The organism is Humibacter ginsengisoli, from assembly GCF_054780095.1.
Genome location: NZ_BAAGWZ010000012.1, coordinates 71,854 through 86,313, shown reverse-complemented (window position 1 = coordinate 86,313; position 14,460 = coordinate 71,854). Strand labels below are relative to the sequence as shown.

Below are 14,460 nucleotides of genomic sequence, written 5' to 3'. Positions count from 1 at the left end.
CATCATTCGCGCCCCGTCACTCTGGTTCCAGCACGGGCCAGTCGGCGGGAAGCGGCTGGGCGTCCCATCCGCGCTGCGGGCTCCACGCGGACCAATCGGCGCTGAACGGCCAGTCGTTCGCGCCGGCTATCGCCGTTACGCGGTCGGCGGAGCGACGCGTCAGCTCGGCCTGCTCGGCGGAGATCGTGCCGACACTCACGCACCACTCGAGCTCGTCGGCATCCTTCACTCGGACCGCACGCTCTTCACCGCTGATCACGAGGTCGAGCACCCAGTCCTCGGTGTCGTAGCCGAGCCGCGTGCGCACCCACGGCCGCTCGAAGTTCACGTAGAAGTAGGGAGACCAGACCCCGCCGCGGTCCACCCAGCGCCACACCGACCACGGCTCGCCCCAGGCGTGCACGAAGACCACGCCGTCGCCGTGCCACTCGCGTTCGGAGTGCGTGCCGTCCCACCCGCCCCGCACCAGGTTGCGCCCCCGCGGACCGCCTCGTTCGCCGTTGCGCTCCTTGTGCACGGTCTTGGGCGGCTGGTACAGCACGGCCTGACGATCATCGTCCGCGATCACCCGCGCCGTGTGCGCATAGCCGACGTGACGCTCGTGGTGCCCGGGGTCGGCCTCGGCGACGTTGCGCAGCACGACTACGTCACCGAAGGACCAGGGTTCGTGCCGCGCCATGCGCGAAAGCCTACGTGCTCGGGTCTCTCCTGGCGCGGCCCCGACTAACCACGAGGCAGTCGAGTGAGCACGCACCGGACGAACCTCCACCATGCGGTCGAGCGAGCACGCGTCCAACCAACCACCACGGGACGGATGGCTGTAGCGTGCTCGCTGGCCCGTTCCGCGCTCGTCCCCGGGGCGCGCCCGGCTCAGGAGACCGCCCGCACCACTGCCACGCCGAGCGGCGAAAGCGTGAGCGCATCCGCGACCGCCGCGTCGGTCAGCAGATCGCGGCCGGCGAACGGCAGCGACAGGGTCGCGGCATTCGTCTCCGAGTGGTTGAGCACGAACAGGAACCGGGCATCCGCCGACTCCCGCACCGTGACCTCGACGTCGGCCGGTGCATCGGGCACGATCGGCTGGATGCCGGCTCTCGCCGCCTCGTCGTTCAGCACTCGGGCTAGAGCGGATGTTTCCAGCCGCGTGCCGATGTACACCACGTGACCTTCGCCCACAGCGTTCTCCAGCACGGCGGGGCGCCCCTCGAGCAAGCCCGTCGTGTACACCGCGCGTACCGACGCGGATTCCGCGTGCAGGCTGTCCTGCCACCAGTCGGCGGTGGTCACGAAGCCAGGGTCCCCGAAGCGCACGCCGAACGACTCACCGTCCCGAGCCGGCCAGTACTCGTCGATGTATCCGCCGATCAGCTCGCGCAACCCGCCCGGATACGCGGGTTGCCGCACGTTGTTGTTCTCGTCGACCACGCCGGAGAAGAACGAGCACACCACGACACCGCCAGCCGAGACGTAGCGCGTGAGCGCCGAGACGAAGCGGTCCGTGACGAGGTAGGCGTTCGGAACCACGATCATCCGGTAGCCGGAGAAGTCGGAGTCGAACGAGACGACGTCCACCGCGTGGTGCGCCTCCAGCAGCGGCCGATAGTGATCCAGCACGAGCTGCGGGTAGTCGAAGTCGTTGCGCGGCAGGCCGTGCGTCTCGGTGAGCGCCCACCAGACATCCCAGTCGAAGAGCACCGCGACGTCGGCGTGCGACCCGGATCCGAGGGCGTCCTTGATCGACGGCAGCTCGTTGCCGAGCCGCTCGATCTCTCCCCAGGTGCGGGATGCTGGTCCCGAGTGCGGCAGCATCGCCGAGTGGAAGCGCTCCTGCCCGCCGCGACTAGCGCGCCATTGGAAATACAGCACGGTGTCCGATCCGTGCGCGATGGCCTGGAACGACCCCGCACGCATCAGTCCCGGCCGCTTCACGTTGTTCACCTTCCACTGCGACACAGCGCTCGTCGCCTGCTCCATGAGCACCCACGGCTCGCCCTTGAGCGAGCGCATCACGTCGAAGTTGAACGCGGCGGCGACCCAGGAATCGGTCTCGCCAGGGTTCGGGTAGATGTCGAGGGCGACCGCGTCTTCCTGCTTCGCCCAGGCCCAGTAGTCGGCGTTGCGGTAGAAGCGCATGAAGTTGGTGACGATCGGGATGTCGTCCCGGAATGAGCGCACGATGTCCCGCTCCGCGACGAAGCACTCGAGCAGGGCATCCGAGACGAAGCGTTTGAAGTCCAGCTGCCTGGCCGGGTTCATCCACGATCGCGGGACGGCGGGAACATCCACCTGATCCCACGACGTATACCGCTGACTCCAGAACCGGGTGTACCAGGCGTCGTTCAAGGCATCCAGCGACCCGTAGCGCCGCCGCAGCCAGGCGCGGAACGCGACCGAGCTCTGCTCGTTGTAGGCGGTCGGCCCGTACTCGTTGCTGATGTGCCACATCGCCAGCGCTGGATGCTCCGAGTAGCGCTCAGCAAGCGCCCGCGTGATGATGGCAGCGCGCTCGCGATACACCGGCGACGACGGGTCGTAGTGCAGCCGGTTGCCGAACCCGAACGTCTCGCCGTCGGCCATGACCGGGAGCGTCTCCGGGAACTGCTTCGACAGCCAGACCGGTGGCGCCATCGTGGGAGTGGCCAGGTCGACGGCGATGCCCGCCGAGTGCAGCAGGTCCATCACCTCGTCCATCCACTCGAACGTGAACACGTCGGGTTCCGGCTCCAGCGACGCCCAGGCGAACACGCCGAGCGTCACGAGGTTGACGCCCGCCCGCCGCATGAGCTCGACATCCTCACGCCAGATCGAGGGGTCCCACTGCTCCGGGTTGTAGTCGCCGCCGAACGCGAACCTGCCGAGGCGGGCGCGCAGGCCGTCCATGCGGGCGCGGCTGTGCTGCGGGTCAAGGGGACGGTCGAGCGTCACGACGTGAACTCCTCGGTCAGACGGCGCACGAGCGGGCGTGAAGCGAACACGGTCAAAAGGGCGAACGGTGCGACCAGGATGCCTGCAGCCACTTCGCTCCCCAGGTACATGAGCCCGCCGGCGGCGGCGGTCAGAGCTGCGGCGGCCAGCAGCCAGCGCGGGTTGCGGGTCAGTGCGTACACCGCCAGGCGCATCACGTCGCGCAGGCGGAACGAGAAGAACGCGACGATCACGAGCACGGTGCTGCCCCAGAGCACGGCGGCGGCGCCGAGCGCGATGAGCAGCCACGAGACGGGGGCCGGCAGGCCCGAGGTGAGGTCGAACGCGAGCACGAAGAGCAGAGCGAAGTACGGAGCCCAGAACAGGAGCGACTGCCGCCATCCCAGGCGATAGCCGCGGAGAAAGAGACGGAAGGGTTCGATGTCGCGACTCTCGGTGTAACCGCGCATCGTGTAGAGGGCGGCGACCCAAGCCGGCCCGATGGAGAACCCTCCGATGAGAAGCAGGAACTGGCCGCCGATCGGAACCAGCGGCGAGACGAACACTGCAGCGCTGAATGGCAGGGTCGCGATGCCGAACGCGGCCGTCGTGCCGAGCAGCCCATAAAGCGCATGCATGGCGCGGAACCACGGCTTGCCGAAGACGTCGCGCTGCGTCGTCGTGCTCCCCGCTGGTTCCGCGCCCTGCCACATGAGCTCAGCCGATCTTCTTCTGCACCGCTGCGTAATAGCGGTTCGCGTTGTCGACGTAGGTCTGCATGCCCTTGCTCTTCAACGAGGAGACGTACGAGTCCCACTGGTCGAAGCCCTGCTTGCCGAGAATGAAGTTCAGCGTCGCGGTGTTCGCGGTGTCGATCAGCGCGGTCTGCTGCAGGGTGGCCTGCTGAAGCTGTGTCGGTGTGTAGGGAACGCCCGGCGACGGCGGGATCTGCTTGTACGTCGACATGACCTTCTGCCAGGCGAGCTCCTCCGGGGGCATCGTGGAGTCGACGATCTTCGTCGTGCCGCCATACATGAAGTTGCCGCAGGAGAAGCCCATGTCGTTGCGGATGTCGGTCTTCGCATTCGGGTCGCCGAATCCGTAGGCGGAGAGCTTGTAGCCCGGGAGCAGCTCGTATTTGCCGTTCTTGACCTCGTAGGTCTTTCCTTCGATGCCCCACTTGAGGAACACCTGTGCGTCGTCGGAGTACCAGAGCCAGTCGATGAACTGCAGAAGCGCCTTGAAGTCGGACTTCTTGGTGGCATCCGTCGACACCATGATGCCGTTCTCGAGCCGCGAGCCGGTGATGACCTTGCCCAGGGGGCCCGCAGGGGACGGCAGCTTGGCGATCTTGAACTTTCCGGCGCCGAGGTTCTGCTCCATGGCCGTTCGAGAGAGCACGAGCGTCTGTGCGTTCACGTTGATGAAATAGGACTTGCCCGTGTTGAACTTCGCCAGCGCCTGATCGTCGCTCTGCGTGAAGCTCTCCGGATCCATCAGCCCTTCGCTGACCAGCGAGGCGAAGTACTTGAGCAGATCCTTGAACTGATCGGATGCCGGCGCGAACGAGAACTTCTGCTTCTTCGTGTCGAAGAGCAACCCGTTGCCGATGCCCCAGTTCGGGCCTGCCATCGTTCCCCACGTCGCGGCCGCGAGATTGAGCGTGCTGGCCCCGAGCCAGCGGTCGGAGAACGGGTACTGGATCTCCGGATGCTTCTGCTTGACCTTCTTCAGCGCGGAGTGCAGCTCGTCCCATGAGGTGGGAGTGTCGATACCGTCGGCCTCGAGGATGTCGGTGCGCGCGCCGATCGTGTAGTCGACGAACAGCGTCTGGTGCAGGCCCGGAAAGACGTAGTACTTGCCGTCAGCCTGACGGATCGTGGCCAGGTCGGGCTCGAGCTTCCACTTCTTCACCTTGTCGGTGAAGTTCGGCATGTACTGCGTGTAGTCGCTCGCGGCGATGATGGCGCCGCCGCCGACGAACTGGGTCTCGGAGCCCGGGTAGGTCTTGGCGATGACGTCGGGCGCGTTGCCGGAGTTGATCAGCAGCGACCGCTTCGTGTTGTAGTCGGCGTACGGCACGATCGTCGGATTGAACGTCACGTTCGTCTTCTCGGTGATGTCCTTCCACAGCTCCCACGAGGACTTCTCCGGGTAGGCGGGGTTGTCCTGGAAGAGCAGCGAGACGGTCAGAGGCGTCGTCGCCTTGAACTGCTCGTTCACGCCGAGCGACTTCATCGCGCCCTTGGTCTTACCGGTGAACGGGTCTTTGCCCGACGACGACGTGCTGTCGGTCGACGTGCATCCGGCGAGCAGCCCGACGGTGATGCCCGCCAGGCCCAGCGCAAGCACGTTGCGCCGTGAGAGTTCGGTGGTCATGGCTGTGAACCTCCAGGTTTGGATGTGGGTGTGGGGTGGAACGAGCCGATCACGGACTGCGGATGCGCCAGGCATCCGCTGCTCAGCCCTTGACGGAGCCGAGCATCACGCCCGAGATGAAGTAGCGCTGGATGAACGGGTAGACGCAGAGGATCGGCAGCACGCTGAGCACCATGGTCACGGCCTTGATGTTCGCGTTGATCTGCGTGAGGTCGCCGGCCGCGCTGGCCCCGGATGTCTGTGCGCTGCTCGCCCCTGCGATGAGGTTGCGCAGATAGATCGTCACCGGGAACAGGTTCGAGTGGTCCAGGTAGAGGAACGCCTGGAACCACGAGTTCCAGTTCGTGACCGCGTAGAACAGGATCATCGTGGCGAGCACCGCCTTGGAGAGCGGCAGAACGATGCGCCACAGCGTGCCGTAGGTGCTGAGCCCGTCGATCTCCGCGGCCTCCTCCAGCTCGCGAGGCATGTTCTCGAAGAACGACTTCATGATCAGCAGGTTGTAGACGCTGATCGCGTTCGGGATCACGACCGCCCAGATCGTGTTCGTCATGTGCAGGCCGTTGACCAGCACGTAGTTCGGGATGAGTCCGCCGGAGAAGAACATCGTCACGACGGCGAGGCCGATGAAGAACTTGCGGCCCTTCAGCTCGGGCTTGGAGACCGCGTAGGCGAACATCGTGCTCAGCACCATCGAGATCGCTGTCGCGACGACGGTGTACAGCACCGTGTTGCCGTAGTTGATCCAGAACATCTTGTCGCTGGCGACCACCTTGTAGGTGTCGAGATTGAATCCGAGCGGCCAGACGGTGACCTGGCCGAACTGGATGTACTTCTCGCTGCTGAACGACTCCGCGATCACGTTGAGGAACGGGTACAGCGTCACAGCCACCGCGAGCAGCAGGATCACCGCGTTGACCCAGCCGAAGATGCGCTGCCCGCGGGTCACCTGCAGGCGAGACCCTCTTCTGCTCGGCGTCCGCGAGCCGAGAGTGAGCGCCACGGTCGCGTCGGACACGCCGTCCTTCGCGCCTGCATTGTCGATCACGGGGACCGGGTTGTTGATCACCACAGGCTCGCTCCGATCAGGCGACGGGAGATGAAGTTGGCGGAGACGACGAGGATGAGCCCGATCACGGCTTCGAAGATGCCGATGGCTGCGGCATAGCTGAAGCTCCCGGACTGGATGCCGACGCGATACAGGTAGGTGGAGATGACGTCGGCGGTGTTGTAGATCGCCGGGTTGTAGAGCAGCAGGATCTTCTCGAAGCCGACGGCCATGAAGCTGCCGATGTTGAGGATGAGCAGCGTGATGATCGTGGGACGGATGCCCGGCAGCGTCACGTGCCAGATCTGCCGGATGCGGCTCGCTCCGTCGATCCGCGCCGCCTCATACAGGCTCTCGTCGATCGTCGTGAGAGCGGCGAGGTAGAGGATGGTGCCCCATCCGGCGGTCTGCCAGATCTCGCTGATCACGTAGATGGCGGGGAACCAGCCAGGGTCTTGCAGGAACTCGATCTTGTGCATGCCGAACACGCTCAGCAGCTGGTTGATCGATCCGGTCGCCGAGGTGAGCTGCATGATCATGCCGGCGACGATGACGATCGAGAGGAAGTGCGGCAGGTAGGTCGTGGTCTGCACGAACCTCTTGAATCCCCGGTTGCGCACCTCGTTCAGGAGCAGAGCGAGGATGAGCGGCACCGGGAACCCGAAGATCAGGGTGAGACCGCCGAGCATGATCGTGTTGCGGAAGACCTGCCAGAACGACGGGTCCGAGAGGAACATCGTGAAGTTGTCGAAACCGACCCAGCCTTCGCCGAAGATGTTCCCGCCCGGCACGTAGTTGCGGAACGCGATGATGTTGCCGGCCATCGGCACGTAGCGGAACACCACGAACCAGATCACGGGCAGCACGAGCAGCGAGTAGAGCTGCCAGTTGCGCCACCACGGGGTGCGTCGACGTTGCCGGCGCGCTTTCGGCGCTGGCTCGGCAGCGGTGTCCGCGCGTGGCGTCACCATGGTGCTGGTCATGCGCATCGTCCCTTCTCGTCACTCGTGCGATGAGGGGACTGCGCCACCGCACTGTGGTATTCCGAACTGGATCGCTTCCGGACCGTGATCGTTTCGGTTCAGTTACCGAAAGTCGTTTCGATCGGATATCGAAAGTGAAGCTAACCCAGGATCGTTCGCGGTGTCAACCGGTAAGCGCTTGCCATGCCCCCAGTGCGGGTGCGGGTACCGTTCGAACGAAAGCAGCGACGCATCCGTGAGCACCGGCAAGACCGCGTAATCACGCGGAAGTGCGCACGACGTACCGCACTACAGGCGCATCGGCCTCGTCCCGCTGGATGATGGCAAACCGCGGCATCCGTTTGCCATCGAGATGTTCAGCGCGTGGCGCGCGCCCGCTTCCCGGCCTTTCGCGGTGCCGCGTCGGAGTCGAATGGCACTGCGCTTCCCCGCTCCACGAGATACGTCGGAAGCTCGAGGCGCTGCGCTCCGCGCACGCCCGCGCCCGATTCCTGCACCAGGCGCACCGCTTCCGCGGCCATCTGCGCCAGTGGTTGGTGGATCGTGGTGAGCGCGGGCGCGAGATGCTTGCTCAGCACCGTGTCGTCGAATCCGATCACCGACAGCTCGGAGGGAATGCGGATGTCCCGCTCCCTGGCCGCCTCGTACAACCCCGCCGCTTGCTGGTCGGAGCTGGCGAAGATGGCGGTAGGACGCTCCTTGAGATCGAGCAGCTCCCCGCCCGCACGGTGGCCGTCGCTGATCAGGAACTCGGCCTCGACCACGAGTTCGGGCCGGTAGGGGATGCCTGCCCGCCGCAGAGCCGCGGCGTAGCCCTCCTGCCGCTCGAGGGCATTGTCGAGATCGCCTCGCCCTGCCAGCAGGCCGATCCGGCGGTGCCCCAGCTCTACGAGCCGGTTCGTCGCCTCGTAACCACCTGACCAGTTGGTGGCGCGGATCGCGGGGAACTGCCACTTCTCCGCGTGTGGCGGATCCACGAGGACCACCGGGATCGTCAAGGTCGAGAGCGCCTGGAGTATCTCGTTACCACGGCTGGGCAGCGCGGCGATCACACCGGCCGAGCGCCGCGTTCTGATGGCCTCGATCCAGCGATCGAGGGAGAAGTTCTCGTGCACGGAGCTCGTGATGATCATGGCGACCTCGCGCGCGGCAGACTCGCGCTCTGCGCCCTTGATGAGCTCGATGGCCCATGCCGAGTCCGCGCCCTCGATCAGGAACTCGACAGCGCCGGAGGCGTTGGAGATGCCGCGTCTGCTCTGGTATCCGGTTGCCTCGAGCGCCGCGAACACCTTGTCGCGCGTGGCCGCAGCCACATCGGCCTTGCCGTTGAGCACCTTCGACACCGTCGGAATGGAGACCCCGGCGTGGGCGGCGACGTCGGCCAACGTGCTCTTCGATCCGGCCATATGAACTTCCTCCTTGACGAGGCTCGGCGTGCGCGGGCCCCGGCAGTACCTCGTTGGCCGGCTCGAACACGTTTCGTTCGAGCCCATTCTTGACGACGGACAGGAGCCGCCGTAGGCTGCCGTTCCGATAATCTATCGAAAAAGTTGCGGACTGGGCGTCGTCCGACTCCGATCAACGATGATTCTAGGGAAGGCCAATACCCGTCATGAGCGCGAAATCACCGCGATCGCTGGGCGTCGTCCACGATGTCGACCGGGAGTTCCGTGTCGTTTCGCAAGCCGCAGGCGCCGGAACATCCGTCGAACTCATGCGCTACGTCTACGCGCCGACGGAACTCCAGTTCGAGTCTCCGCGTCCTTACGTGCATCCGTTGCGAACGCCGAGCGGGCGCCTGGTGTCGGTGTTCCGCCCGTGGGATCACGTGTGGCACAAGGGCATCACCATGGCACTGCCCAACGTCGGCCCTGACAACTTCTGGGGAGGCGCCACCTACACGCGCAAGGTCGGCTGGTACGCGGATCTGAAGAACAACGGTTCGCAGGATCACGACGAGGTTCTCGAGACCGCTGTCGGCGAAGACCACGCCGTGTTCAAGCACTTTCTCGTCTGGCACCGGCAGCCCAGTGACGGTTCCCCGGTGGGAGCAGCGGTTTTCACCGAGACGCGAACGCTCACCGCGACACTCGTGCCGGAGCAGGATGCCTGGGTGCTCGGCTGGCTCAGCGTGCTCACGAATGTGTCCGGCGCGCCGATCGAGATGGGATCGCCCACCACCGAAGGCAGGGAGAACGCCGGCTACGGCGGTCTGTTCTGGCGCGGTCCGCGCTCGTTCACCGGCGGAGCGCTCATCGCGTCGAACGGCGTGACCGGCGAAGACGTTCGCGGAACCCGCGGCGAGTGGGCGGGGTTCTGCGGTCGGCACGACGACGTCGACGGCTCCTCCACTGTGGTGTTCGTCGACCGCACTCCCGATCAGGACCTCGACACGAAGTGGTTCGTGCGCTCCGAACCGTTCGCCTGCATCAACCCCGCGCCGTTCTTCGACCGGGTACGGGTGGTCGACGTGGCCGAGACGATCGAGCTGCACCACGCGGTAGTGATCGCAGACGGGGAATTGGATGCCTCACGGATGGCGGAGCTGGCGGCTGCCACCGGGCGGGCGGACGGTCGTGCCCGCGCGCAGGCTGGTGCCGATGCGACGAACCCTCGAGGCGCCGACGCGGCCGAGCTGGCGGAGGTGCGCTGAGATGACAACCGGCGAGAACACCGCTTCTGCACCCGGCAACGCGCCGACCAGGCGACGGATCACCACCGAGAGCCCGCTCCGCATCGGCATCGTGGGCACCGGTGGCATCGCCCGCGTGCACGCGGAGGGCGTGCAGCGGCTGGAGGGGCGAGCGCGAATCGTCGCCGCGTGCGACATCGACGCAGACTGGGTGCGCGAGTATCAGCGTGCGTGGGACGTGCCCATCGGCACGACGACTCTGGACGAGATGCTCGAAGCCGCCGACCTCGACATCGTGCACCTGTGCTCCCCGCCCGGCCTGCACAAGGAGCAGGCGATCGCGGCGCTGCGGCGAGGCATCCATGTGCTCAGCGAGAAGCCGCCTGCGCTGTCGCTGGCGGAACTCGACGAGATCGCGGAGGCGGAGCGCGAAGGCGGCGCCTGGTTCGCGACAGTGTCACAGCACCGGTTCGGGGCGAGGGCCCTGTGGTTGCGCGACCGCGTGGCCGACGGCGCGCTGGGGCGCCCGCTCACCGCGGTGTGCAACACGCTCTGGTACCGACCCGACTGCTACTTCGACGTTCCGTGGCGCGGCAAGTGGGATGTCGAAGGCGGCGGCCCGACGATGGGGCACGGCATCCACCAGATGGACACCATGCTCTCCATCCTCGGCCCGTGGTCGCAGGTGGTCGCGGTCGCGGCGAGGCAGGCGCGCCCGGTGATCACCGAGGATGTCTCGCACGCGATCGTGACACTGCAGAACGGTGCGGTGGCGAGCGTCGTGAACAGCCTGCTCTCGCCCCGGGAGACGAGCTATCTGCGTTTCGACTTCGAGTACGCCACGGTCGAGCTCGAGCACCTGTACGGGTATTCGGACGACTCCTGGACCATCACGCCGGCGCCCGGTCACGAGGATGCGGTCGCGGATGCCTGGGCTCAGGGCCCCGCAGGATTCGGCAGCGGACACTCGGCCCAGTTCGCCGCGATCATCGCCGCGATCGAACGCGATGAGCCTCTGCCGGTGCCGCTCGAGGATGCCCGCAACACGCTGGAGCTCATCGCCGGCATCTACGCGTCGGCGTTCACGGGTGCACGCATCCATGCCGGCGAGATCGACGCGACATCCGCGTTCTATCGCAGCATGGCCGGAAGCGGCGCACCGTGGGCAGAAGAGGCGGGCAGGAGCGCTTCCGCGCGCGTCGATCGCGACGGTACGGCCGAGGAGGCGGTCGCGTGACGAGCGATGGCGTGGTGACCGAGCCCGACCCTGCGGGCATGGGCGCACTGCGGCGCCGCACCCTCCGCCTGGGCTGTGCCGTCGACGCACGCGCGCTCGACGACGACGCGTACAGCAGCACAGTCGCCCGGCTCTTCGAGGTGGTCACGCCCGAGAACGCGCTGAAGTTCGGTCCGCTGCGACCCGACCGGGAGACGTACGACTTCGGTACGGCCGACCGCGTGATGGAGTTCGCCGAATCGCACGGCTTGGCGGTTCGCGGCCACACTCTCGCGTGGCACAGCCAGCTCGCGGAGTGGGTTGCGGAGACGCCCGAAGCCGAGCGGGAAGGCATCCTGCGCGACCACATCCGTACGGTCGTCGGACGCTATCGCGGGCGCATCGAACAGTGGGATGTCGTGAACGAGGCACTGGATGACGACGCCCGGCCGCGCAGGTCGCCGTGGTTCGAGGCGATGGGCATCGACTACATCGCCGACGCGTTCCGGTGGGCGCACGAAATGGATCCGTCGGCACGGCTGTACCTGAACGACTACAACGTCGAAGACCTCGGCCCGAAGAGCGACGCCTACTACGAACTGGTGCAGCGGCTGCTGGCCGATGGCGTGCCTGTACACGGCTTCGGCGTGCAGGGCCACCGCATCGTAGGCGACCCGCCGAGCACCATGCGCGAGAACCTGCAGCGGTTCGCCGACCTCGGGCTCGAGGTCGCGCTGACCGAGGTGGACGTACGGATGCCCGTGGCCGAGTCCGGGCATCCCTCCGGCGAGCAGCTGGCCGCGCAGGCCGACGACTATCGGTCCATGTTCGACGCCGCGCGGGCGGTCCCCGAGTGCACGGCGTTCGTGCTGTGGGGGCTGAGCGACGCGCACTCCTGGATTCCCGACACGTTCGCGGGCTTCGGCGCCGCGCACGTGCTGGACGAGTCGCTGCAGCCGAAGCCCGCGTTCGATGCGGTCTTCGGGGACGCGCATTACGTGGAGGCGGGCCGCAGGTGAACGGCCTGCCCGGCGGCATCGCGGTGTCGCGCCTACGCGTGTACGACTGGGAGGCATCCGACGGGCAGCGCGGCGGATCGCCGCACCTGCACACGGCGTCTACCGAGGGATACGTCGTACTCGGCGGCCACGGCGCCGTCGAGACGCTGAGCTCCGAAGGGCTGCAGCGCACGCCCCTCGAGCCGGGCGCGGTGGTGTGGTTCACGCCGGGGGACGGTTCACCGGCTGATCAACGCGGACGGAGCACTCGACATCCTCACGCTGATGTCGAACGCGGGCCTACCCGAGGCCGGAGACGCCGTGCTCACGTTCCCGCTCGAGGTGCTGCGCGATCCCGCCGGGTACCGCGAGCATGCGACGCTGCCCGCGCACGGCGATCAGGAGACGATGGCCTCCGCCGCGCGGGCGCGTCGCGACCTCGCGCTCGAGGGCTTCGCCGAGCTGCGTGACCGCGCGTCGCGCAACCTCGACGACACTCTGCGAGACCTCTACTCCGCCGCGGTGGCGCTGGTCGCGCCGCGCGTCGCCGAGTGGGAACACATCGTCGCGGACGGGCCGGCCGCTGCGCTGGATGCCACGGCGCGTCAACTCGCAGCGCTCGCGGTCGGCCGGCCCGGCGAGCTCGAGAGCAGCGGCATCCGCTCCACTCGGCCGGATGCCGGCGCACGCTGGGGCATGTGCGGGCGGCTCATCGTGTGGGACGCACTGCGCATCGCTTGATCGCCGCCGACGGGGATTGCCAGGGCGCGCCCTTCGCACGTGATGACCCCGACGGACATGCTGGGTAGGGTCGGGGCATGATGCGGGCGCGCGAAGGGTCCAGGTTACAAGCCGCGAAGAAGCGCACGGCTCGGCTTGACGTCGGCCGGGCAGCTGCGGTGGCGTTGTCTGTTATCACGTGCACATGTGTTCTCACGGCGTGTGCACCGGCGGCGTCGTCGGGTGCACCCCCGACCGTCGTTTGCGGGACAACGCTCTGGTCGGCGGCGGCGGGAGCTTGGGTACAGGACGTCTCGCGTGGCGGCGCGGTCACGAAATCGTCCGCAGGCGAGTACCTGTTTCTCCGTGTAAGCGACAGCTGCTCCACCGGCGTTAGCGTGCGCGTTCAGCCATCCGACGCCAGCATCATCAAGACAGCTCGGTCCCAGGATGGGCGGCTATCTGCCATCGTCCTGGCGCCCCGACTCCATTCGTTCAGTATCGAGATCGAGCCGCCGCGGGGGGCGCCTAGAACGGTGACCGTGAACGTCGAATACCTGCCACCGCCGTCGGCTAGTTCCCCTGCAAGAACGTAACCTCAGTTGTGTACAGCATGTCGGGTGCCGCGTACGACGAAGTCAACTGATCGGTCCCGTTATACATATCGACGAAATAGCCATCAGTCGTCGCGTCTTCTTGGGCGAAGAAGGAATCCCCGTAAAGGCTTTCGAGGTCCACCGTCCCGAAATCGGGAAGCGTGGTGAGCGAGCCGTCTTCTGTGGTGCGCTCGACGATGAAGTCCGCGGTGTGGCCGGCAGGCGGCGTTGAGTTCGACACCTCATCTGGGTTGACGCAAACGTTCGTTGTCTCGTTGCAGATATCGAATCCGATGAGTCCGCTGAAACCTCGGTTGTAGACCTCAACTTGAATGTGATCCCCGGGGCTCACTGACATGTCGGTGATCTCCTGCTGATTGTTCTGGGGGAAGAATTCCCACCAAAAGTAGTTGCTTTGGAAGCACGTACCCGACGCGCAGTTCAGGTCTTGTTCGGTGCCCGCCTGAGCGAGGTTGCCGGGATCGCCGTTCCACCCGCCCAGACCCGGCCAGATAGACGAGTACTCGACAGGGCCTGAAAGTGCACTGCCGACATCAAGGGTGGGAACGTCCCAAGCCATGTCGACGTATACTGCGTTCGGATCGTTGTCGACAACGGTTCCTGCCCAGTTTGGGTTCGCGGCACCGGACGCGGCGCCACCCGTACTCGTTCCCTGAGCCGCGCTGGGCAATACTTCGCGGTGGTCTGGCCGTGCCTTGCAGGTCATGGTCGTCAACCATCGATAGTGGCCCCGGGCCGCAGCCTGAATCAGTTTGCCGTTCGGTGCTCCGAGAGACTCGGCGAGTTCTTTCGCGTTCCCCTGAACGGACGCTGGCGGCGTACGGACCGTGGCCCCGTCGCAGCCTGTTGTTGTTGAGATCGTCGCTTGTGGCACTGGGGCCGCGGCCGCGGGGCCCGAGGCCACCACACCAGCTCCGATTGCTGTTGCCATGCTCACAAGGAGGGCTGCAAGAGCGCGCAGGC

General features: G+C 66.3%; 12 protein-coding genes. 4 read left to right on the top strand and 8 right to left on the bottom strand.

From position 1 onward, the window contains the following. Window positions 1-16 precede the first annotated feature (16 nt). The 7 genes from ACYVI5_RS17415 to ACYVI5_RS17385 all read right to left on the bottom strand — a co-directional run bounded on the left by ACYVI5_RS17415 (window position 17) and on the right by ACYVI5_RS17385 (window position 8,720). Window positions 17-679 carry a DUF402 domain-containing protein gene (locus ACYVI5_RS17415; RefSeq protein ID WP_460581355.1) on the bottom strand — a complete coding sequence of 221 codons (663 nt, stop codon included), beginning with the start codon at window positions 677-679 and terminating at the stop codon, window positions 17-19. Window positions 680-870: 191 nt separating this feature from the next. Next, entirely contained in the window at window positions 871-2,925 is a 2,055-nt protein-coding gene (locus ACYVI5_RS17410) for a beta-galactosidase (protein ID WP_460581354.1), read from the bottom strand. Then, on the bottom strand, window positions 2,922-3,617 hold the full coding sequence (locus tag ACYVI5_RS17405) for a YesL family protein (protein ID WP_460581353.1): 696 nt from the start codon (window positions 3,615-3,617) through the stop codon (window positions 2,922-2,924). Before ACYVI5_RS17405 ends, ACYVI5_RS17410 begins: the two co-directional genes overlap by 4 nt. A gap of 4 nt (window positions 3,618-3,621) precedes the next feature. Then, window positions 3,622-5,283 carry a type 2 periplasmic-binding domain-containing protein gene (locus tag ACYVI5_RS17400; protein WP_460581352.1) on the bottom strand — a complete coding sequence of 554 codons (1,662 nt, stop codon included), beginning with the start codon at window positions 5,281-5,283 and terminating at the stop codon, window positions 3,622-3,624. An 82-nt stretch (window positions 5,284-5,365) separates the two neighbouring features. Beyond that, window positions 5,366-6,286, bottom strand: a complete 921-nt coding sequence (locus tag ACYVI5_RS17395) for a carbohydrate ABC transporter permease (RefSeq protein ID WP_460581585.1) — start codon at window positions 6,284-6,286, stop codon at window positions 5,366-5,368. Between the two features lie 62 nt (window positions 6,287-6,348). Next, complete coding sequence (locus ACYVI5_RS17390) at window positions 6,349-7,314, bottom strand: ABC transporter permease (protein WP_460581351.1); 966 nt, start codon at window positions 7,312-7,314, stop codon at window positions 6,349-6,351. A 356-nt stretch (window positions 7,315-7,670) separates the two neighbouring features. Further along, entirely contained in the window at window positions 7,671-8,720 is a 1,050-nt protein-coding gene (locus ACYVI5_RS17385; protein WP_460581350.1) for a LacI family DNA-binding transcriptional regulator, read from the bottom strand. A gap of 206 nt (window positions 8,721-8,926) precedes the next feature. Here ACYVI5_RS17385 and ACYVI5_RS17380 point away from each other — a divergent pair, with 206 nt between their 5' ends. From ACYVI5_RS17380 to ACYVI5_RS17365, 4 genes are all read left to right on the top strand, one after another. After that, window positions 8,927-9,967: a DUF6807 domain-containing protein gene (locus ACYVI5_RS17380; RefSeq protein ID WP_460581349.1), complete on the top strand. Its 1,041-nt coding sequence runs from the start codon at window positions 8,927-8,929 to the stop codon at window positions 9,965-9,967. A gap of 1 nt (window position 9,968) precedes the next feature. After that, window positions 9,969-11,183 carry a Gfo/Idh/MocA family protein gene (locus ACYVI5_RS17375; RefSeq protein ID WP_460581348.1) on the top strand — a complete coding sequence of 405 codons (1,215 nt, stop codon included), beginning with the start codon at window positions 9,969-9,971 and terminating at the stop codon, window positions 11,181-11,183. Beyond that, complete coding sequence (locus ACYVI5_RS17370) at window positions 11,180-12,181, top strand: endo-1,4-beta-xylanase (protein ID WP_460581347.1); 1,002 nt, start codon at window positions 11,180-11,182, stop codon at window positions 12,179-12,181. The genes ACYVI5_RS17375 and ACYVI5_RS17370 overlap by 4 nt, the downstream gene beginning before the upstream one ends. 264 nt (window positions 12,182-12,445) lie before the next feature. Beyond that, entirely contained in the window at window positions 12,446-12,901 is a 456-nt protein-coding gene (locus ACYVI5_RS17365) for a hypothetical protein (RefSeq protein WP_460581346.1), read from the top strand. Between the two features lie 552 nt (window positions 12,902-13,453). Here the strand turns inward: ACYVI5_RS17365 and ACYVI5_RS17360 are convergent. Next, window positions 13,454-14,203: a G1 family glutamic endopeptidase gene (locus tag ACYVI5_RS17360; protein WP_460581584.1), complete on the bottom strand. Its 750-nt coding sequence runs from the start codon at window positions 14,201-14,203 to the stop codon at window positions 13,454-13,456. Window positions 14,204-14,460: the final 257 nt, after the last annotated feature.

Bases quoted from the DNA above. Each gene is read 5' to 3' on its own strand.
- ACYVI5_RS17390 (WP_460581351.1), bottom strand. From the start codon at position 7,314: ATGACCAGCACCATGGTGACGCCACGCGCGGACACCGCTGCCGAGCCA.
- ACYVI5_RS17380 (WP_460581349.1), top strand. From the start codon at position 8,927: ATGAGCGCGAAATCACCGCGATCGCTGGGCGTCGTCCACGATGTCGAC.
- ACYVI5_RS17385 (WP_460581350.1), bottom strand. From the start codon at position 8,720: ATGGCCGGATCGAAGAGCACGTTGGCCGACGTCGCCGCCCACGCCGGG.
- ACYVI5_RS17365 (WP_460581346.1), top strand. From the start codon at position 12,446: ATGTCGAACGCGGGCCTACCCGAGGCCGGAGACGCCGTGCTCACGTTC.
- ACYVI5_RS17360 (WP_460581584.1), bottom strand. From the start codon at position 14,203: ATGACCTGCAAGGCACGGCCAGACCACCGCGAAGTATTGCCCAGCGCG.
- ACYVI5_RS17400 (WP_460581352.1), bottom strand. From the start codon at position 5,283: ATGACCACCGAACTCTCACGGCGCAACGTGCTTGCGCTGGGCCTGGCG.
- ACYVI5_RS17405 (WP_460581353.1), bottom strand. From the start codon at position 3,617: ATGTGGCAGGGCGCGGAACCAGCGGGGAGCACGACGACGCAGCGCGAC.
- ACYVI5_RS17415 (WP_460581355.1), bottom strand. From the start codon at position 679: ATGGCGCGGCACGAACCCTGGTCCTTCGGTGACGTAGTCGTGCTGCGC.
- ACYVI5_RS17375 (WP_460581348.1), top strand. From the start codon at position 9,969: ATGACAACCGGCGAGAACACCGCTTCTGCACCCGGCAACGCGCCGACC.